This is a genomic window from Paenibacillus antibioticophila (assembly GCF_000455265.1).
Classification (GTDB): Bacteria; Bacillota; Bacilli; order Paenibacillales; family Paenibacillaceae; genus Fontibacillus; species Fontibacillus antibioticophila.
Map to the genome: position 1 here is coordinate 2,296,857 of NZ_HG005139.1, position 19,460 is coordinate 2,316,316.

The 19,460-nt window shown below is 44.9% G+C and carries 21 protein-coding genes and 1 riboswitch; of the genes, 5 read left to right on the forward strand and 16 right to left on the reverse strand.

Features of this window, described 5'->3' with window-relative positions; genetic code table 11:
- Nucleotides 1-573: an NUDIX hydrolase gene (locus tag TX85_RS10600; RefSeq protein WP_044479093.1), complete on the reverse strand. Its 573-nt coding sequence runs from the start codon at nt 571-573 to the stop codon at nt 1-3.
- Between the two features lie 85 nt (nt 574-658).
- On the opposite strand from TX85_RS10600, the gene TX85_RS26770 reads away from it, so the two are divergent.
- A complete protein-coding gene (locus tag TX85_RS26770) occupies nt 659-799 on the forward strand; it encodes a Z-ring formation inhibitor MciZ (protein WP_148444357.1) in 141 nt (46 codons plus the stop codon).
- A 54-nt stretch (nt 800-853) separates the two neighbouring features.
- On the forward strand, nt 854-1,813 hold the full coding sequence (locus tag TX85_RS26280; RefSeq protein WP_049894900.1) for a tetratricopeptide repeat protein: 960 nt from the start codon (nt 854-856) through the stop codon (nt 1,811-1,813).
- Between the two features lie 5 nt (nt 1,814-1,818).
- Here TX85_RS26280 and TX85_RS10610 read toward each other — a convergent pair whose 3' ends face one another.
- Nucleotides 1,819-2,946 carry a M20/M25/M40 family metallo-hydrolase gene (locus TX85_RS10610; RefSeq protein WP_044479094.1) on the reverse strand — a complete coding sequence of 376 codons (1,128 nt, stop codon included), beginning with the start codon at nt 2,944-2,946 and terminating at the stop codon, nt 1,819-1,821.
- A gap of 71 nt (nt 2,947-3,017) precedes the next feature.
- Here TX85_RS10610 and prli42 point away from each other — a divergent pair, with 71 nt between their 5' ends.
- Nucleotides 3,018-3,119 (forward strand): stressosome-associated protein Prli42, encoded by a 102-nt coding sequence (gene prli42 / locus TX85_RS26515; protein ID WP_101781135.1) that lies wholly within the window; start codon nt 3,018-3,020, stop codon nt 3,117-3,119.
- A 102-nt stretch (nt 3,120-3,221) separates the two neighbouring features.
- On the opposite strand, the gene TX85_RS10615 is transcribed toward prli42, so the two are convergent.
- The 4 genes from TX85_RS10615 to lpdA all read right to left on the reverse strand — a co-directional run bounded on the left by TX85_RS10615 (nt 3,222) and on the right by lpdA (nt 8,511).
- Nucleotides 3,222-4,595 carry a dihydrolipoamide acetyltransferase family protein gene (locus tag TX85_RS10615; RefSeq protein WP_044479095.1) on the reverse strand — a complete coding sequence of 458 codons (1,374 nt, stop codon included), beginning with the start codon at nt 4,593-4,595 and terminating at the stop codon, nt 3,222-3,224.
- 128 nt (nt 4,596-4,723) lie between these two features.
- Nucleotides 4,724-5,710, reverse strand: a complete 987-nt coding sequence (locus TX85_RS10620; protein ID WP_044479096.1) for an alpha-ketoacid dehydrogenase subunit beta — start codon at nt 5,708-5,710, stop codon at nt 4,724-4,726.
- Nucleotides 5,701-6,741, reverse strand: a complete 1,041-nt coding sequence (locus TX85_RS10625; RefSeq protein ID WP_044479097.1) for a thiamine pyrophosphate-dependent dehydrogenase E1 component subunit alpha — start codon at nt 6,739-6,741, stop codon at nt 5,701-5,703. The genes TX85_RS10620 and TX85_RS10625 overlap by 10 nt, the downstream gene beginning before the upstream one ends.
- Before the next feature lie 345 nt (nt 6,742-7,086).
- Nucleotides 7,087-8,511, reverse strand: coding sequence for a dihydrolipoyl dehydrogenase (gene lpdA, locus TX85_RS10630; protein ID WP_044479098.1), 1,425 nt, complete (start codon nt 8,509-8,511; stop codon nt 7,087-7,089).
- A 153-nt stretch (nt 8,512-8,664) separates the two neighbouring features.
- Between lpdA and TX85_RS10635 the strand changes: the two genes are divergently transcribed.
- Entirely contained in the window at nt 8,665-8,946 is a 282-nt protein-coding gene (locus TX85_RS10635) for a DUF2627 domain-containing protein (protein ID WP_044479982.1), read from the forward strand.
- A 68-nt stretch (nt 8,947-9,014) separates the two neighbouring features.
- Here TX85_RS10635 and TX85_RS10640 read toward each other — a convergent pair whose 3' ends face one another.
- The 9 genes from TX85_RS10640 to TX85_RS10665 all read right to left on the reverse strand — a co-directional run bounded on the left by TX85_RS10640 (nt 9,015) and on the right by TX85_RS10665 (nt 17,670).
- Nucleotides 9,015-9,245, reverse strand: a complete 231-nt coding sequence (locus TX85_RS10640) for a hypothetical protein (protein ID WP_044479099.1) — start codon at nt 9,243-9,245, stop codon at nt 9,015-9,017.
- A 202-nt stretch (nt 9,246-9,447) separates the two neighbouring features.
- Nucleotides 9,448-11,109 (reverse strand): methyl-accepting chemotaxis protein, encoded by a 1,662-nt coding sequence (locus tag TX85_RS10645; RefSeq protein ID WP_158297318.1) that lies wholly within the window; start codon nt 11,107-11,109, stop codon nt 9,448-9,450.
- Nucleotides 11,110-11,198: 89 nt separating this feature from the next.
- Nucleotides 11,199-12,875 carry a pyridoxal phosphate-dependent decarboxylase family protein gene (locus TX85_RS10650; RefSeq protein WP_044479100.1) on the reverse strand — a complete coding sequence of 559 codons (1,677 nt, stop codon included), beginning with the start codon at nt 12,873-12,875 and terminating at the stop codon, nt 11,199-11,201.
- 81 nt (nt 12,876-12,956) lie between these two features.
- Nucleotides 12,957-13,042: riboswitch (cyclic di-GMP riboswitch) on the reverse strand.
- Between the two features lie 417 nt (nt 13,043-13,459).
- Entirely contained in the window at nt 13,460-13,603 is a 144-nt protein-coding gene (locus TX85_RS26520; protein WP_392391818.1) for a sporulation initiation factor Spo0A C-terminal domain-containing protein, read from the reverse strand.
- 65 nt (nt 13,604-13,668) lie between these two features.
- The gene (locus TX85_RS25860; RefSeq protein WP_071784184.1) at nt 13,669-14,025 is read right to left on the reverse strand and encodes a peptidoglycan recognition protein family protein; all 357 of its coding nucleotides are present in this window, start codon (nt 14,023-14,025) and stop codon (nt 13,669-13,671) included.
- A 108-nt stretch (nt 14,026-14,133) separates the two neighbouring features.
- Entirely contained in the window at nt 14,134-14,640 is a 507-nt protein-coding gene (locus tag TX85_RS10655; RefSeq protein ID WP_044479101.1) for a GNAT family N-acetyltransferase, read from the reverse strand.
- Nucleotides 14,641-14,648: 8 nt separating this feature from the next.
- Nucleotides 14,649-14,813, reverse strand: coding sequence for a hypothetical protein (locus TX85_RS26775; RefSeq protein ID WP_158297319.1), 165 nt, complete (start codon nt 14,811-14,813; stop codon nt 14,649-14,651).
- Between the two features lie 349 nt (nt 14,814-15,162).
- Nucleotides 15,163-15,393, reverse strand: coding sequence for a hypothetical protein (locus TX85_RS10660; protein ID WP_044479102.1), 231 nt, complete (start codon nt 15,391-15,393; stop codon nt 15,163-15,165).
- A 201-nt stretch (nt 15,394-15,594) separates the two neighbouring features.
- Nucleotides 15,595-17,670 carry an ATP-dependent DNA helicase gene (locus tag TX85_RS10665; protein ID WP_158297320.1) on the reverse strand — a complete coding sequence of 692 codons (2,076 nt, stop codon included), beginning with the start codon at nt 17,668-17,670 and terminating at the stop codon, nt 15,595-15,597.
- Between the two features lie 84 nt (nt 17,671-17,754).
- On the opposite strand from TX85_RS10665, the gene TX85_RS25865 reads away from it, so the two are divergent.
- Nucleotides 17,755-17,991: a hypothetical protein gene (locus TX85_RS25865; protein ID WP_071784185.1), complete on the forward strand. Its 237-nt coding sequence runs from the start codon at nt 17,755-17,757 to the stop codon at nt 17,989-17,991.
- Nucleotides 17,992-18,424: 433 nt separating this feature from the next.
- Here the strand turns inward: TX85_RS25865 and spo0A are convergent, their stop codons facing one another.
- Nucleotides 18,425-19,225, reverse strand: a complete 801-nt coding sequence (spo0A, locus tag TX85_RS10670; protein WP_044479103.1) for a sporulation transcription factor Spo0A — start codon at nt 19,223-19,225, stop codon at nt 18,425-18,427.
- Nucleotides 19,226-19,460 lie beyond the last annotated feature (235 nt).

Here is a 19,460-nt window from a genome sequence, read left to right on the forward strand (position 1 = left end):
TTACTCAACCGCCGCCGCATTCCGGGACTGCTCTTGAAGTCTTTTCAATTGCCAATAATAAAATGCCAATAATGTCTTGGCATCTGAAATTCTCCCCTCGGAAATATACCGCTGCACCTCATCATATGTGGCTTCAATAATTTCAAGGAACTCGTCCTCATCCGGAGACATCGCTCCAGCGGTCAATTCTTCGGCCAAGTAGAGATGGATGATTTCATCGGCAAATCCGGGAGAAGTATAGAACGAATGCAGCAGGGTGATTTTACCGCAAGTATAGCCTGTTTCCTCCTGAAGCTCGCGCCGCGCTGCCTCAAGTGGGTCTTCGCCCTTCTCCAGCTTGCCTGCCGGTATTTCCAGCTCCGGTCTGCCCATCGCCTGACGGTATTGATCCACAAGCAGCAGCCGATCCTTGACGATTGCGACTACAGCGACTGCACCCGGGTGCTTGATGATTTCGCGCGTGGCCTGGCTGCCATTCGGCAGCTCCACAGTATCGATTTGCAAGGAGATGACCTTTCCTTCAAAGATCGGCTCCGTGGATATTGTCTTCTCATCTAATCGTTCGTTTCCCATTCCCGTACTCCTCCTGTCATAACTTGTCCCTTCCGGACATATGGTGTTATTATACCAAACCTGATCGAAAAAGGAGATTTCTGCGATGAAGACCACGCTTGGCGAGCAAGGGGTTCGAATACAAGGAAAAGGTTGGCAGGTTCGGATTTTGCTGGCTCAATGGACCAGGTCTGCCAGCGCCGATACCACACTGCAGCAGTGGCTCACACCTCGGATCAAAATGTAATGGTTTGTTATTCATCTGCATGAAATTGGTTTAATTGTTTAATGGAGGTGTGACATGCTGTTACAGCAGATGCTTAACCATGGCGAAACTTTGCTTCGAAAAGGAGCATCGGATACCGTCATCTATGAGACTTTACAGAATTACATACATCATCCGGATATCAGTCCAGAGGAAGGCCGGGAATGGCTGTTCACATCATTATACCGGCTCGGTGCTTATACATATGCGATTGAACATGTCTCTCCCCTGCTGCTTGAGAAGGAATATATACGGCTCCAGTATGCAGAATGCCTGATCCGTACCGGGCAATTTCAGGCTGCCCTGCAAGCATTGGAGAATTGGATGATGAGTCTGGCTTCTGAGCAAGACACGACAAAGCTTCACTCTCAGCTAGAACTGTGGGTGAAGCTCTGTCGGCTTGCCGAGATTGTGGTGCCGCAAGGCAGCAACCCCGAGGCTGTACTTGCGTCCAATGCTTTGCCGCTAGACCAAACCCAAGCGTTGATGGAAACAGCAGTTAAAATGGGTGTTCTGCCTGTAGCAAGCGCGCTGGCTTCAAGCAACGATTTTCTTAGAGATGATTATATACTTGTCCTGTATAAGGAAGGTTATGTGGAGCTTGCAAGATTGGAGCTTGAACGAATTGGCAAGGAGAAGCTGAGCGAGGACGGCACAAGCCATCGTCATGCCCGCTATATCTATGCAGAAATCCTTCATGATGACGGTCATTTCGAGGAAGCAGCCAGAATCTTTGAACGTATTGCCGAACAGTTCCCTGATATGGCCAGGGCCAGATTCGGCGCATGCTCCTGCTATCTGCATACAGTGATGAACCGCCTTACCAGGCGCATCGAGCTATACCGTCCCGACCGGAAGGAACAGGGCATTATCGAACGGCATTTGGACGATATCTCCCGGGCCTTGAACATCATCTACGAGACAAAATGGCATACAGTCTGGTCTGCGACACAAAGCCGGAATCTTCCGATCCCGGCTTCTAAAATGCTGCAGTAATCAGGTTATTTGCTCGACTGCGCGATAATCTCAAGCACATATTCAGCCAGACCTTCGATATCTTGCCTGCGGATTCTTTCTGCCGTGGTATGGATATGCTCATAGCCGACCGCCAGATTCACGGTAGGAATTCCGTGGCCATTAAATACATTGGCATCACTTCCACCGCCGGAAATAAAGGTTGTTCCTGACAATCCCAATTGGGCTGCGGCACGCTTGGCCAGCTGCACGACCTCGTCGCCTTCCTCAAAATGAAATGCAGGATAGGCAATCTGACTGTGGAATTCCCCACGCGTGCCAAATTCCGTACAAGCTGATTCCACCGCTTCGCGCATCTGCTTAATTTGCGCTTCTATCTTCGCTTGCGAGGTGCTGCGAGCTTCGGCATACAGCTTCACATAATCGGTAACGACATTCGTCTCCCCGCCACCTTCAAATTTCCCAATATTAGCTGTCGTTGTCTCGTCAATCCGCCCCAGCTTCATCCGCGAAATCGCCTTACCTGCCACCTGGATCGCGCTGATTCCATCTTCCGGATTCACACCGGCATGCGCAGATTTGCCGAAAATCTCAATATCAATTTGCGCCCGGGTCGGAGCACCGACACAAATAGAGCCAACCTCACCATTGGAGTCCAGCGCAAAGCCGTATTTCCCTTCAAGCAATTCCGGATTCATCGCACGAGAGCCTGTTAGTGCCATTTCCTCTCCGACGGTAATGACAAACTGGAGCTGGCCGTGGGATAATTGCTGTTCCTGCAGGCTCTGAATCACCTCAAGCAAAACGGCAATCCCGGCCTTATCATCTGCTCCAAGAATCGTTGTTCCATCACTTTGAATCCAACCATCTTCTCCGATGACCGGCTTGATGCCTTGTCCCGGCGCCACTGTATCCATATGGCAGGTGAACAAGAGCGGGATCCCTGCGCCGCCAGCTTCATTAGCAGGAAGCGTAGCAATTAAATTTCCGGCTCCATGACCTGTTCGGCCAGCCGAATCATCCTCAGTCACCGTTAATCCGAGCGCAGTAAATTTTTCTTTTAATACATCTGCAATCTGGCGTTCATTCCGGGTTTCACTGTCAATTTGTACCAGCTCCAGAAAGAGCTCAATTACTCGATCCTTGTTGATCACAAAACTTTCCCCGCTTTCCGTTTTACGATAATATATTGTGTACAAGCATTTTTAAGGAGGACCCTATTTTTATGAAGAAAAACAAGTGGTTTAAAATCGTTGTCTATTTGATGTTATTTGCGATGGTGGGTTCCACGCTGGTCGCATTGTTTGAGCCGTTTTTTTTACGCTAAAATCCTGAACCTTCTCCGCCGTATTGCAGCAGATGCCGAAGCAGCAGCAAGTTAGGTACCTGCTGCTGCTCCTCATTCATTAGCTTATTCTGATATCCGAGATTAATACACCTGGGTTTCCAAGGAATAGCTCTCCATATTATCCTTCACACGCTGCATAAAGCGTCCGCAAATGACCCCATCCAAAATACGATGATCCAGGGAGAGGCACAGATTCGCCATCGAACGTACCGCGATCATGTCATTGATCACCACCGGCTTCTTCACAATCGATTCAAAGGTAAGGATCGCAGCTTGCGGGTAGTTGATAATCGGCTGGGTCAGAATCGACCCGAACGAGCCTGTATTATTGACTGTAAACGTACCGCCCTGCATATCATCGAGCTTGAGCTTGCCGGCGCGAACCTTAGTCGCAAGCTCATCGATTTCGCGGGCAAGCCCGGCGATATTTTTCTGATCCGCCTTCTTAATTACCGGTGTAAGCACGGAATCTTCCGTACCAACAGCAAGAGAAATATTGATATCCCGCTTTACGATAATTTTATCAACTGCCCATACCGAGTTCATGATCGGATAGTCCTTGATTGCGCTGACTACAGCTTTGAGCAGGAAGGCAAGGTAGGTTAAATTAACGCCTTCCTTACGCTTGAACTCATCCTTGATCTTATTGCGCAACTGGACCAGATTGGTCACGTCAACTTCGATCATCATCCAGCCATGCGGAATCTCCGAGACGCTCTGGCGCATCCGTGTCGCAGTCGTGTTGCGAATTGGCGTAACATCGATAAAGTATTCCGAGCGATCCCCGCTCTCAACCTCAATCGTAGGAATCTTGGGCGTCTCCGTTAGATGCAGGCCGGAATGACGGACCGGCTCAAATGCTGCACGGCCCAGGTCAGCCGAGATGGTGACTGGACTTGGTGCCGGCGCCATAGGCGGCATGGCTGCCGTTGTACTATGCACATGAGCCATCGGAGCGGACTTGCCTCCTCCGTTCTCTGCGAAAGCAAGGACATCCTTGCGGGTAATTCGTCCGCCAAGTCCGGTTCCCTGAACTTGAGCAAGATCAACTCCATACTCCGCAGCCAGTGTATGCACCGCTGGAGAATAGCGGCCTCGCTGCGATTCATCAGCATGTCCTCTCGACGAGCCGGCTTCCCGCTTCGACTCAGCTTGAGCTGCCCTTTGATCGGCTTCTTCCTGGGTAGAGACCTCCGGTGAAGCGGTGATCTCCATCCGGCAAATCGCCTGGCCAACGGCCACCTCTTCACCCTCAGCTGCGAGCAGTTCTCCCATCACACCGTCAACGGTAGAAGGAATCTCTGCATTTACCTTATCGGTGATGACTTCACAGATCGGCTCATATTGCTCAACTGTATCTCCTGGCTTCTTGAGCCATTTTCCAATCGTTGCCGACACAAGCGATTCAGCCAGCTGCGGCATGACGACATCGATTACTTGCTTGTGAGATGACATCTCTCATTCACTCCTATTCGTTAAGAAAAACATCTGCCTAGCCCGTGGCTAAGAGGCAGACCGCAATCGCGGAAGTTTTCCTTTCGATTAAAGCTCAGCTTCGCTGATCATGCAAAGATTCTATAATCTTAAAAAAGCGCAAGCTGCAGCATCGCGTCCTTCACTTTGTCCTTGCTCAGCATAAAGAACTTCTCCATCGGCGGGCTAATCGGCATGGCCGGTACATCCGGACCGCAAAGACGTTGAATCGGCGCATCCAGCTCGAACAAGCATTCTTCTGCGATGATCGCCGATACTTCCGCACCAACGCCTCCTGTCTTGTTGTCCTCATGAATAATGAGGACCTTGCCTGTTTTGCGGGCGGCGGCAATGATCGCTTCACGATCCAGCGGCTGCAAGCTGCGCAGATCCAGAATATGCGCGCTGATGCCTTGCTCATTTGCAAGCTCTTCTGCAGCCTGCATGGCAAAGTGTAGCGGAAGGCTGTAACCGATCACGGTAATATCGCTTCCTTCACGCAGTACATTTGCTTTGCCGATGGGAACGATGTAATCATCCTCAGGGACATCCTCCTTGATCAGCTTGTAGCACTTTTTATTCTCAAAGAATAAGACCGGATCCGGATCGCGAATTGCCGCTTTCAACAGACCCTTGGCATCATATGCAGAATATGGCGCCACAATCTTGAGTCCCGGTGTTCCAAAGAAGATCGACTCCGGACATTGGGAGTGGTACAAGCCTCCGAAAATCCCGCCTCCAATCGGCGCACGCACAACCACCGGACAACTCCAATCATTATTGGAACGGTAACGAATTTTTGCCGCTTCACTAATAATTTGATTCGTGGCAGGCAGCATAAAATCCGAATATTGCATTTCGGCAATCGGCTTCATTCCGTACATAGCGGCACCGATTGCGACCCCGGCAATCGCCGATTCCGCAAGCGGAGTATCCAGCACCCTCAGCTCGCCGAACTGCTCTTGAAGACCTTTGGTCGTCGTAAATACGCCGCCCTTAACACCTACATCCTCCCCGAGCACAAATACGGCTTCATCCCGTTGCATTTCTTCCTTCATCGCCAGCCGAATCGCGTCGATATATTCCATCACTGCCATGCCGACACCTCCTTATCTCCGGCATAGACGTGCAGCAGTGTATCCTCCGGTTTCGGGAATGGTGAATTCTCCGCAGCTGCGATCGCTTCCTTCAACTGCTCCGAAATCTCCCGGGCCAATGCTTCATCCTGCTCCTCGCTCCAAATACCTTGATCGATCAAATAGGTCTTCATTCTTGGAATGCCGTCCTGCTTCCAGTTCTCTTCGACTTCCTCTTTGGTCCGGTAAGCCAGATCATTATCGGACGTGGAATGAGGAGAGAGGCGATACATCATCGCTTCAATCAAGGTAGGGCCTTCCCCGCGGATCGCGCGTTCTCTGGCTTCCTTGACAACACGATAGACCTCAAGCGCATCGTTGCCATCCACTCTGATTCCTGGGAAACCATAGCCAAGCGCACGATCCGATACCTTGCCTCCAAGCTGCTTGCGAACGGGAACGGAAATTGCATATTGGTTGTTTTCACACATAAATATGACCGGCAGCTTCTGTACTCCGGCAAAGTTCAGTCCTTCGTGAAAATCCCCTTGGTTGCTGGAGCCTTCGCCGAAGGTTACGAAAGAGACGATATCCTTCTTCTGCATTTTCGCAGCCAATGCAATGCCTACGGCATGCGGAACCTGTGTCGTCACCGGACTTGAGCCGGTCACGATTCTGAGACGCTTGCTGCCGAAATGACCTGGCATCTGACGGCCGCCGCTGTTCGGATCGCCAGCCTTCGCAAAGGCAGACATCATGAGCTCGGTCAAGGTCATGCCCACAGACAATACGAAGCCGTAGTCCCGGTAATACGGAAGAAAATAATCCCGCTCCCGATCCAATGCAAAGGCTGATGCTACCTGCGCCGTTTCCTGCCCGATCCCTGACACGTGAAAATTAGTCTTCCCTGCCCGCTGCAGAAGCAAATTACGCTCATCAAACTTCCGCGCAAGCAGCATATATTTGTACATGTCGACGACTTGCTCATCCGACAACCCAAGCTGCTTATGCTTCGCTTCTGTCTGAGCTTCCGTTAAATGATTTGAATTCATGGGAGTTACCTCCTTTTGTTGGCCCTCATCTTAGAGGTTAATGCTCATCTTATAACCTGGTACTAAGACTTGGAATAACCTTATTATAATCCCTTTCCGGCAAAAAGGAAAATAAACTTATATAAGTCGAGCAATGATGTACGCCGAGGCAACGTGTGAAGTGTCCCTATGATCGCTGTTGTTCGCGGATTTCTTTGACTGAACTAAGCCATCATAAAGTAGAAATCTGCTCACAAAGGCGAACGCTAACGCTCTATGCTTCCGAAGCAGCTTTCTTACAGAAAGCTTTTAACACTTCACACTTATGCCTTTTCCACGTAGCTTCATTAGTTCAACTTGTATAAGCTACAAATTGAGGGCACGGCCATCGACAGCGAGCGCTGCTTCACCAAAGATTTCCGACAAGGATGGATGCGCAAAGACCGCTTGTCCAATCTCCCAAGGGCTTGCATCCAGCAATTGTGCCAGTGCCGCCTGGGCGATCAACTCGGTCGCATGGGCTCCGATAATTTGAACACCGATCAAATCGTCTGTATCCGCATCAGCCACCAGCTTCAAGAAACCTTCCTTCTCACCTTGAACAAGCGCTTTTCCAATCGCTGCAAATGGAACCTTGGCTGTCTTCGTATTCCGTCCCTTCTTTTTGGCTTCCTGCTCGGTATATCCAACGGATGCCACTTCAGGGCGGGTATATACACAGCGGGGAACCTGGGATTCCTCATAGGTATGAGAAGTCTCCCCTGTCATATGTCCAACAGCGATCAGTCCTTCGTGACTCGCCGCATGGGCCAGCTGGAGACCGCCAATACAGTCGCCGATGGCATAGATGTGCGGCTCCGTGGTCTGCATTTGCTCATTTACCCGAATGTAGCCCTCTTTTGTCAAAGCAATATCGGTATTCTCCAGCCCGATATTCTCCACATTAGCCTGGCGTCCGATGGATACAAGAAGCTTATCGGCCTCAAGGCGTTCATTCTTCTCCCCGTCCTGAATCGAGATCTGAATGCCTTGCTTCGTGGTCTCATAAGTTTCTGCCAACACCTTGACACCCGTCATTACCGTAATCCCCCGGCGCTCCAGCTGCTTGCGCAGCTCACGAGAGATTTCACCATCCTCAGACGGAAGCAATTGATCAACCGCTTCAACCAGTGTCACACGCACACCGAAATCATGGAGCAGAGAGGCCCATTCTACGCCGATGACCCCGCCGCCCACGATTAATATGGATGCAGGCAATTCCTCCAGCGTCAATGCTTCATCACTGCTCAACACATGGACACCGTCCGGCTGTAAGCCGGCCAGCGTTCGCGGGCGAGAGCCTGTCGCGATAATCAGGTTAGCCGGAACAACCGTCTCCATCTCATCATTGTTAAGCTCAACCGCAACGGCTCCGCTTTTTGGCGAGAAGATCGAAGGTCCGATAACGCGCCCCCTCCCTTCGATCACCTGGATCTTGTTTTTACGCATCAGAGCCTGAACGCCTTTATGTAATTGATCGACGATCGCCTGCTTGCGCTGCTGCACCTTTGGATATACAAGCGTAACCTCGCTGCTGGCAATACCGTACTCCTCGCTATTTTTCATCTGAGCATACAGTTCCGCACTGCGGAGCAGCGCCTTGCTTGGAATACATCCCCGGTGCAGGCATGTCCCGCCCAGCTTGTCCTGCTCAATAATCACAACCTGCTTGCCCGCTTGAGCCGCACGGATTGCTGCTATATATCCACCCGTTCCTCCGCCCAGCACGGCTACGTCGCAATGAATCGCCATATTCTACTCTCCACCATTCTTGTATAGTATTCTTGTTCCATTGTACCTCGTTTTTATCGTATTACAAATAAGCGGGGAAGCCTGGCAATAGACAGCCCTTCAGGAAAATTGTATGATAAATGTAACATTGACATGCGGAGGATGATCAAGCCGATGAAGTTGATACTATCCCGATTTATTGCGATCCTCATTCTGGTCATCCCCGGTATTGCCGCTATGATCGGATTCCTGAAAATCAAGGATGCCCTGTTTGATTATATGGTCCAGCATGGTGACGATGAACTCGTCCAGACATCCTTTCAATGGGGCGAATTTCTATTGGGGTTGCTATTATTCGCTGCCGGTATTTCCTTCCTTGCCGGCTGGATCTACTTCCGGGATAAGAAGCGTAATTATGTCGGCCCGAGAAAAAAAGGAAGGGGTCTCAGAGTGTAATGTTTACATCCCCCGGCCAAATAGAAGCAAAAATCTTTCCTGCTATGAACGCGGGAAAGATTTTTTATTTATTCATACAAGGCTTCCTTCAGCTTTGTAGACATCTTTGGTTTATTGCCTGCGGATAATCGATGGATCATCTTGCGCAGCCGCGTATTCTCTGCTTGCAGAGCGGTAAGCTGCTCCAGTAACGCTTGAATCTCCAGGCGGTCCTCCTCCTGGAGTCCGGGGAGTTCAAGCAATTTAAGCAATCCTTGGTCGCGCTCCTCTGTGCCTTGCCTCAGTTCTCCCTGTTGCATATTTTGCCTCCTAACCGGGACCTATGACGACCCCTTAACCTCTTTATTTTACCACATTATCTTATCCCGGACAGCGAGGAGCCCAATGCCCCAGCGATGACAAGCAAACGGTAGAAAATGGATAGTCTTTTTATACAGTATAAAAACAGGAGAATAAAGAGCACTGGCTCCGCATTCTCCTGTTTTACTTGAAAATAATGAATTAGGATACTTTGAAGCTTTGCACGGATTGCTGCAAATCCGCAGCCATCTGCGACAAATTCCGGATCGCGCCGGTTATTTCCTGAATCGTTGCGCCTTGTTCTTGCACAGCTGCACCAACCTCTTCATATCCGGCCGATTGCTCCTCTGTGATTCCGGAAATCTTTTGCATAGACTCTGTAATCATCTCAAAGGACTTATCCGCTTTATCCAGCGCATTCTTCAAATGGTCAATTTGAGTAGAGAACGAGGAAACTCCGTTAAAGATGACCTTAAAGTTCTCAAACATCTCGTGAATCCATGTCTGCCCTTGTTCTACCGCCTGATAGCCTTGGGCAATGCTAGAGAGTACAGACTGGCTGTCCTGCTGCGTGCTGCTGATTAGCTCGGTAATCGAATTCGCCGCATCCGAGGATTGCTCCGCCAGCTTCTTGACCTCTCCTGCAACGACTGCAAAGCCCTTGCCATACTCGCCGACATGCGCTGCTTCAATAGATGCATTCAGCGCAAGCAAATTGGTTTGTCCTGCAATGTTTGTAATCAGCGTAATAATCTCTCCAATCTCCTTGGAGCGCAAATCAAGCTGAACAGCCGCATCTTGTGAGTGCTGCATTTCCTGCTGGATTACATTCATTTGATTCAACGTCTTCTCTACAAGATCCTGACCGTCCTGCGAATGCGAGCTTACCTCGTAGGCCATTTCCTGCATACTCTTGACTTCGTCGGTTACCTTGGCCAGATCTGCATTTACTTCAACGATAGAAGAAGTACTCTCCGTAATAGATACCACAACCTCGGACACGCCTTCATTCATACTATTCATTGAAGAAGCCACCTGCTGCGAGCTTGCCCCCATTTCATCGGCCGATTGGTACAGCTTTCCACTTGTTGTCGAGAAGATCTTCGAGGAAGCCGAAACTTTCCGAATCAATGATTCCAGATTGCGACGCATCAGTTCAAACGTATTTGCCAATTGCCCAATTTCGTCTGTGCGCTTAAGCACAAGCTCCTCCGTGAGATCCCCACCCGCTACCTTCTCCGTTGCGCGAACAAGCAGGGCAATCGGGCGGGTTATGCTTCGGCTGATCACATAAGCCACTGCTGCGCCAACCACGACAACCCCGAGCACAATGAAAGCGGTCGTCCAGAAAATAAATGTTCTGGTTTCCGGAACGATGGATGCATCAATGTCGATACCGGCGATTCCTAATGCTTGTCCATTCCGGTCCTTTAAAGGAAGAAAAACAGACTTATGAGTGCCATACTCATCCTTATAAATCGTGCTATAGGTTCTTGTCTGGTTCTCAATCGCACTTTTCATTTCGTCAGTAAAGGCATAATCAGTCCCGTAATCATCATCCACACCCGTCAGAGCAACGATTTGCTCTCTGCCCGTATTGTTGCTAAGAATATAGACATTCTCCAAAGCATCCGTCTCAAGGATCCGTTGCAGTTCAGCTTTGATTTTGATATAGCTGTCGCTAGTTAACCCATCTATATCCTCGACATGCTCTGGAATCGAATCCAGATAAGTGCCGATAGACTGGATACTGCTTGCAAGTCTTAGGTCAAACTGTCCTTCAAGCTTGCTGGTCAATCTGTTGCTGATTTGATACTCGGTCACTGAGAAAACCGCACATATAAGAATTATCAATCCGATCATGCTGCTCATCATCTTAAGTGAAATACGGCTATTCAACCAGCTAAATACTGATTTTTTTGAAGTTAAAGAAGCTTGTTGTCCCACCTTGTCTACCTCCCGATTGTGTGTAGGTTATCAGTGTGTAATTGAAATACCTTATCGATATTCTGTTTGAGATATTGAACAATCTCCTGCACGTGAGCGACTTCCGTATAAGGAGAAATCACAAAAATTTTCGAGGCGTACAGAGTCGAACTGCTTCCTTCACGTGTCTTCACCACCAGATGCTTTTTCGTGTCTCCAAAAAAGATTCGATCGCGCTGATCGCCCAACACCTCGAATAACTGCTCATTAAAACGATTCGTCCGTTCAATCTCGACCAACGAGCAAGCACCGGACAACTCGGCTTGAAAGCCATTTTGTCCATTCGGATAAATACGGAACAGCGTCACAATGCCCGGATTATCATCATTTACAATGACCGCTTGAGGCACGTCCCGGCGCAACGCCTCGCGAAACGCCAGATTGACTTCCACAAACTGAGCAAGCAGACACTGGTAACCCTTCACTCCAAATGCGAGAAGCGCACTATAAATACTGATCGAGCTTGCCATACGAGAGCATTCAAGGGTATAGCCTGTATGATATTGGCCATATCCACGATGGCCGACGTAAGGCGTCTCTTCTTCCGCCAGATCAATTAAACGCAGATCGTCAGCATGCTTGACCAGGAATAAACTGGTCAGGTAAGGGGTTTGTCCAAGCTTTTGGAAATCGAAGCAGAGCGAATCCGCCAGAGATAAATGCTTCATTTTACCCTGAATTCGCTGCAACGCATCCAGTACATGGGGCTTAAACTCCAACGGATTAGCAGTAAAATCATATTCACGAAAGAATGCAAAAAAACCGCCAAGCGCAGAATCTGCATGAATATGCGGCCGCTGAAGCCCATGCTTGGCCGCAATCTCCGAGGCCGTATAAAGGATCTGCTGCACATCGTCAATACCCATGGCATCTGTTGTCCCAGTTGTTGCCACAATGTAGATTGGAACACCGCCATCCGCGATGACCTGCTCCATCTTTCGACGAAGGTCTTCTACATCCATAGCGCTATCAGGCGTAGTCCGCACCTTGATCAAGCGGTCGCTGCCAAGGCCTGTTGCCTCCATTGATTTGAACAGACTGTAGTGAGCCGATTCCGAGCAGAATGTATAAAAATGTCCAGGAACACCTTTGCGCGGAGCATCTGGGGCAAACTTGGCGATAGCCAGTCTCAATCCCGTGAAGATCGCTCCCTGTCCTCCCCATGTGGTGTAGCCCCCGCTTTGAGCGGCATCATAGCCAACAAGCTTGGACATCATGCTGATCACCCGAACCTCGGCTTCAGCTCCGGCTGGACCGTAAACATCCCAAAGATTGTTGCCATTTACCAGAAACGCTGCAATCATACCGAGAATACCCGGAACGCTTGCCATAGGCAAAATATTCGTCAGAAAATACTTTGAATGATAAGGGTGGTTATGTAGAAGGTTTAACAACCGTTCGTTGACCTCTTCTTGCTTCATACTATCGTCTGGTATCGTACTCGTCTGAATCAAATCCTTGTAGAACGTATCGGAGCGTTGCTTCTCTCCAAGCAGATTCACCCCTTCAGGGTTTTTAAGACGATCCACACCTGCAACTAACTGCTCAATAAGCTGTAAAAATCGTTGCCTTTCTTCCTTGTTTCCATTTTCACTTGGGAAAAAAGTTTGAACCGAATTCTTGCTGTAGTCATCATCTGGCACTCTCCATTCTCCTCTCAATCTATGAAGTAAACAAAAAAAATAGTGAATAATGGAACTTGCGCCCATTCTTCACCAATTACTACCTGCAACTGGCTGACTTATCCTTACCGGATTTAGTCCCTATAGCTTTGCGTCCCTACTTTTCAATAGGTTTGCCGAATTATTAAATTATCATAGAAATAGTCAATTTATCATAAATTGATAAATTTCAACAGGAGAACCGTTTTAAATTATAGTATACTATCCTGATTCTTACAATACTTATTTACATAGCATGTTAGGTAATAAGGTCCTCCTACCTATCAATCGGAACAAATCACAGAAATTATTATCTGTGAGTTAGCTATCGCTCGTCTAAAACAAGCCTTTCTGCCTACAGATTGGCATGTATGGCTGTCTGTGAACTTTTATAGAGGATATCCGAACCAGTTCCTAAGACCAATAGAAGTTGAAGAACTCAAATGAGGACGAAATAAAATCTGTCACGAAAAAAGCTCCCTTACTGGTAAAATTTCTCGACCAATAAAGGAGCTTGATTCATTTTCATTCCACTATTCCTTGTCCCCAAAAGAGTCCTTACCCTTTCACGATACCTTATGCTCGATTCTCAGCTTGTCAGCGACCATCGCGATGAACTCGCTGTTGGTTGGCTTGGACTTACTGATGTTGATCGTATAGAGCATCTTATAGGATAAAGGATCGTATCTTACTTGATTATGTGATTTCACTGCACTTTGTTGGCATGAACATCAGTAGTTTATACGCAAAAATGATTTGCAAATTCATTGTATCATTATCTATTTACGAAGACAAAAGGAGTCAAATAAAGCATGTCACTACAATAGGCTTTGCTAGGCATGCATATACATGCGTTACAGAGCGTTTCTGCGCGTCTGAATCTCCACCGGTATCCAAAATTAGCAATGATTTCAACGCAAATTGCGTTACCATTTGCACCTTTGATACCGGCAGTAGCATTGTTTAATTTCCTGTCTAAGCTAACACCGATTAATCCATTTTCAAGGACACTAAAGTGCTGTCCTGTAGCTGCCCAACCACTAGCCAAATGTGATCTTCTCATACCCTCCAAACATTCGAAGGGATCTTGATTTTTACGAGTCGTATAGTTTGGTTTCCATGTGTGATGCACCTGTATCGTTCTCCTTTCTTATGGTGGTTGAGTGAAGTGGATGTGGGAATTTGGACAAAATAAAAAAGCCACTCCTGCATAGAGTGACTTGAAGAATTATATGTAGTTTTACAATTCGCCAATCTTAAAAAACATATCCGTGTATGGAGCATTATAACTTAATCTATGAAATTCATATCTTTCGTAAAAGGAGACACAGCTAGGGAGAGATTCAACACTTAGAAACACACACCCAGATTGTTCTGAGATTTCCTTAACTGTATTTAATGCAGCCAGAAGTAAGTATTCACCGTATCTCTGTTTACGATATCGAGAATCTACTCCTAAATAATGAAGCTTAACGGAGGGATAATATTTGTATGAGGGAAGAGATGCTAGCCCGTGTTTTCTTCTTTTGTGCTTTCCGATCTGCATCATATCATTATACAAAGTAAAATACCCGATAAGTTCATCTGACTCATTAAAATATAATCGGGTATCTGCTAAATTTAATTTTTGAAGTTCCCATGCTTGTTCTACTAAAAATCTTCTAACAGTTGGCTCATCGTCACATTGGAATTGCTCCAAAATTGCACTGTCTTGTTCTGTTAAATAGCGATAATTTAGTTCAGGCATTGAGGTGACTATTTCCTTTTCTCTTTAAAATTACCCATCATTTCACGAATACGATCCATTCCAACACTTTGAGTCTTCTCTGTTTGCGTTGCATAATTATGGATTTTTTTAGCCCTGTTATCGTTGACCATACTTTTTGTAGGACGAATGGGTTTTATTTCTGTAATTGGCATTTTACATCGTCTCCTCACTGTCACTCAAAGCACCCCCAGTAACTTACCCTGGTATACGTTATGCCCAATTGAGTGAATTTGATACTGTCTTTCCTTAATGTGTATGCGACACATTCTAAAATATAAGTGTCTCAAATGACTTTAAATTTGAATGCTAATTTAAATCTATTAAAATAGCCGCATAACTCTGATAGGAAATCGTATCTTTCTATAGGAATAATATACCATGAAAACTCGATTTTGAATACATTTTCGCTAAGTATTTTATGTAAACGCAATTTAATTGCAAATTTTGTATACATTTAAGAAGTGTAAAAGGACTCTCTGTATACAAATCACATTTTCCGGCTCAATTTTTCTCTACAAATTCCGCTTCAATTTTTTCCTCAATTTTCTCTTCACTTTTCTCTTCACTTTTCTCTTCCAAATTTGGTTTCTCAGAATAATGATATGCTCCACTAGCTGTTAACCCAACAAGAGAGATCGTAAGCATTGTTTGTTGAATGTGATCTGGAACCAATACAAAGATAGCTGCTATAACTAAAACAAATGAGACTGTTATGTTTACTATTAACCCCATATGCCTTGAACACACCAACAAAAGAACTGACTACAGCGGCCAACAATAATATCTCATTGCTTAATTTGATCAACTCCAAAAAAGACATGACTTTAAAAATGAAAAATAGTTTTTATTAAAAAGAGACCTCCATTGTAACTTGGGAGGTCTCTTGTGCTTTTTCAGTAAAAACACTAGGCAATTGGAGTTCTATTATTTTTCTTAAGATACTTCCGAAAATGTGGAATTTAATTTTGATTCAGCAAACTCCTTTACTACGCCCAAATTCTCAGTAACGGTTTTGAATGGCAATGCTTTCAGCACATCCAACCTATATTCCCTGTTGGCAACTTCACATAACCTTGAATCCAAAATACTAATGATCCCTTTATCTGTTTCTGATCTAATCAAGCGGCCCGTTCCCTGTCTAAGTTTAATTAGCATCTCTGGTATTAAAACTTCTTTGAATGAATCATTACAGTTATTCATTTTATATTCCATTACTGGGTCGGTAGGTACAGGGAAGGGTAATTTCACAATGATAACTTGAATTAAGTCAGGTCCCTGAATGTTAATTCCTTCCCAAAAGATACCCGTGCCAAATAAAACTCCTTTACTTTCTCTAAATCTTTGAATAACTGAATCTTGATTCGAACCACTTTTTTGTATTACTTTTTCCCATCTGGTCTGAATTAAACCAAGTTTACCTACTAAGTACTGTAAGTCTTCTTTCGCTGAAAATAAAACCATCGTCCGTCCATTAGTAATATCACATAAATCTATTATTCGTTTAAGTACCTCATCTAGATATTCCAAACGATTCCCATCATCTCCAGCTCGGTAGATAGGAAGATCATTAGCGACATACATTATTGAATTATTGACGTAGTCATAAGGAGAAGTTTGAGGGTCACCCAGTACGCCTTCAAAGCCTAATGATTTTTTAATATAACTATATTTATCTTCTATATCATTACCACTTTGACACAGAGTGGCGGAAGTCAATATCACTGAACCTTTCAATTTGAAAAGATTATTAAATAGGACTTCATCAATATTTTTAGGGCAAAATTCTATACAGTGATTATTATGATTATCCTTCTTGACCCAAACCAAGTTTTCTTCAACATCTCCATTAAGTGTACTAAAAAGTGTTAAGAATTTATCTAAAGTTTGTACAGCCTCATCAATTTCTCTCCCCTTTTTATCCTCATCAAAAAGGGAGAGCGTTGCTTGAAGATCTCCCAACAGTATAATTTCTCTACTGAAATCTGAATGCACAGTATGAATAGGAAATCTTTCAGAATCACTTGAACCATTTTCAATTAATTTGATAATTAGCCTATCAATTTCTTGAAACATATAATAGAATCTTCGTTTAATTATCTCAAATTTTTGGATGTGGTCATTAGATTCACTTTTATGATCAAATAATGAGATCATTCGATCTATTGTTAGGTTTATACTTTTGATAGTAAATGATTCTGTCAGAGCAGAGCGTACTTTCTCTTCAAAATTGTGAGCCTCATCAATAATTGTTAATGCTTTAATATTTGTTATCAATCCATCACCAGTTTGATTTCTTTTTATTATGTCGCGTACAAATAAATCTTGATTGACTATGATAACACTAGTGTGATGATATTTAATTTGCATCCTCATTTTATAAAAATTACAAGAATGCCTGTATTCACATCTTTCATATCTACAATGGCTAACTGAAACTTTCGACCATGAATTATCTTCAATGCTTTCTTGTGTATCTGATCGAAGTTGAATTTCTCCTTTTGCAACACCTTCAGCTATAAAATAATCAGGTGTATCAACATCTCTATTTTCTTCAATTAGTTTAAAAGATTTCAATTTACAAGCATAATTATTCATTCCCATACCTAAAACTATTTGCATATAGTTAAACCCTAATTTTTCCGAAATAAACTTTGCATCGTTGTATATTTGCTCAGATAATTGAATAGAAGATGTAGCTATTATTATCGGTTTTTGAGAATATCTATTGATTAATAATGCTGGAATTAAGTAACCAAATGATTTTCCGATTCCAACGCCGGCCTCAATTAAAAGATTAGTCTGATTTTGGAATGCTTCAGCTATGTCCAAGGACATATTTTCTTGTCCCTCTCTTGGTGTTAATCCATAACTGCCACTTTGTGAATAAATATCGAAAACCTTCTGAACAACTTTTTCTCCTTGTACCTTAATTATTTCAGTGTTATAACTATTGAACCAATAAATAAGCTTCCCCCCTCTTTCTTTTTCTGTACATACTAATAATAACATATCACATAATAAAAGAACTAGCGTTCTCATTTTTCTTTTCCATTATTTATTTTTTGCTCATATATTGGGCGAAGGCTGAAGCCTGTGAAAGAGAATTATTTGGTTCATCGTGAGTTTGGGAAATGGGTTAAAGATTCCTTTGATTTCATTAATAGCATGGCTTCTAATTATATTGCAGCATACGATCAATTTTCAGAATTGCCGACATCGGTAACTATAAGTTCTTCAAAAATTTTAGAAATGCTCTCCCTGTCCGAATCCATCGATCGTAGAACAGGAACACATTGTTCCCTCGACAGGCGAATCCAAGACGGTAGATGAAATGATGGTGAAGGAGTTGCGAGAGGTCAAAAAGGAACTTAACAAAAGAAAAGAGCGCCTATCCCCCGGAGAAAGGACAAGCACTCAAAGCGGTAAAGCATCTAATGATTGTAGGACGGCTTATAAAGCGTCTTACAATCATTACACACACAATATATACCACATATCATTCCATACCGTTAATTAGAGGCTCAGAGAAGCTCAGAAAGCGTCTTGGAATGACGGTATGTCTGCCTACAGAAGAGAAAGCATCACCTTTGCCTGTACTTGTCTTTGCTACAAAATTAAGTTAACATTATTTTGGCTAAACGTCCGTTAAACTCAGACAATATTTGTGTTAATAGCAAAAAACTTTAACGGAAGATCCCCTAAAAGTTTATCGGAATCCTAGCGATGCCCAATAAATTCTTTAAATCCCTTACTCCTTACCCTTTCACGATACCTTATGCTCGATTCTCAGCTTATCAGCAACCATCGCGATAAATTCGCTGTTGGTTGGTTTGGACTTACTGATGTTGATCGTATAGCCGAACAGATGGCTAATGGAGTCGATGTTGCCGCGTGTCCAGGCCACCTCAATGGCATGGCGAATGGCGCGTTCCACACGGGAAGGCGTTGTCTTGAATTTCTCGGCAATAGCCGGGTAGAGCGTTTTCGTGATTGCTCCCAGTATTTCAATATTGTTATACACCATGGTGATTGCTTCTCGAAGATATTGGTAGCCTTTAATATGGGCAGGAACACCGATTTCATGAATGATGGATGTAATATTGGCGTCCAGATTTTTACCCTTGCCCAGAGGTACTACGTTGGATTTCGCAAATGAAGTCTGAGTTGTGCTCACACTTGACTGGACTCCCACAAGCTGACGAATACGGTTAGCCAGCACCTCCATGTCAAATGGCTTAAGGATGTAATACGATGCCCCGAGCTGCACAGCACGCTGTGTAATGTTCTCCTGCCCAAAAGCCGTCAGCATAATAATCTTCGGCTGAGGGTTCAGGTTCAGATCACGCAGGCGCTCCAATACACCAAGCCCGTCCAGGTGAGGCATAATAATGTCCAGAATTAGTACGTCCGGAACCTTTGAAGCATTGTTGATCATCTCCAGAACTTCTTCACCATTGTATGCAATTCCTGAGACGATCATATCGTCCTGCCCCGAAATATATTCCGCGAGCAAATTTGTGAATTCACGGTTATCATCCGCCAACAACACTTCAATTTTCTGCACTGACTTTCTGCCTCCTTAAGTAATTAAATAAGATTTTATCTTTTCTCTTCCAGAATAAGGTTTCGACATGCAGAAGTAAATTCCTTCTGTCGAAAATTATTTTTCTTTATTTTTTTAGTCCATTAGGATATAATTACATATTTATCTACATATTACGATTCCTTTCCATTTATTTCGACAGATTCCCCTGAACTCGGCCCATTTACTATTATCGGCGGGCAACAAAAAATCTTAA

Coding starts and splice junctions, on each gene's coding strand:
- TX85_RS10640 (WP_044479099.1), bottom strand. CDS start 9,245: ATGCAACAGGGAGAACTGAGGCAAGGCACAGAGGAGCGCGACCAAGGA.
- TX85_RS10615 (WP_044479095.1), bottom strand. CDS start 4,595: ATGTCATCTCACAAGCAAGTAATCGATGTCGTCATGCCGCAGCTGGCT.
- TX85_RS10600 (WP_044479093.1), bottom strand. CDS start 573: ATGGGAAACGAACGATTAGATGAGAAGACAATATCCACGGAGCCGATC.
- lpdA (WP_044479098.1), bottom strand. CDS start 8,511: ATGGCGATTCATTGCGACGTAGCCGTGCTGGGCGGAGGAACGGGTGGA.
- prli42 (WP_101781135.1), top strand. CDS start 3,018: ATGAAGAAAAACAAGTGGTTTAAAATCGTTGTCTATTTGATGTTATTT.
- TX85_RS26770 (WP_148444357.1), top strand. CDS start 659: ATGAAGACCACGCTTGGCGAGCAAGGGGTTCGAATACAAGGAAAAGGT.
- TX85_RS10645 (WP_158297318.1), bottom strand. CDS start 11,109: ATGATCGGATTGATAATTCTTATATGTGCGGTTTTCTCAGTGACCGAG.
- TX85_RS10620 (WP_044479096.1), bottom strand. CDS start 5,710: ATGGCAGTGATGGAATATATCGACGCGATTCGGCTGGCGATGAAGGAA.
- TX85_RS10635 (WP_044479982.1), top strand. CDS start 8,665: ATGAAGTTGATACTATCCCGATTTATTGCGATCCTCATTCTGGTCATC.
- TX85_RS10655 (WP_044479101.1), bottom strand. CDS start 14,640: ATGCCTGAACTAAATTATCGCTATTTAACAGAACAAGACAGTGCAATT.
- TX85_RS10665 (WP_158297320.1), bottom strand. CDS start 17,670: ATGTTATTATTAGTATGTACAGAAAAAGAAAGAGGGGGGAAGCTTATT.
- TX85_RS10660 (WP_044479102.1), bottom strand. CDS start 15,393: ATGGGGTTAATAGTAAACATAACAGTCTCATTTGTTTTAGTTATAGCA.
- TX85_RS10625 (WP_044479097.1), bottom strand. CDS start 6,741: ATGAATTCAAATCATTTAACGGAAGCTCAGACAGAAGCGAAGCATAAG.
- TX85_RS26775 (WP_158297319.1), bottom strand. CDS start 14,813: ATGCCAATTACAGAAATAAAACCCATTCGTCCTACAAAAAGTATGGTC.
- TX85_RS26280 (WP_049894900.1), top strand. CDS start 854: ATGCTGTTACAGCAGATGCTTAACCATGGCGAAACTTTGCTTCGAAAA.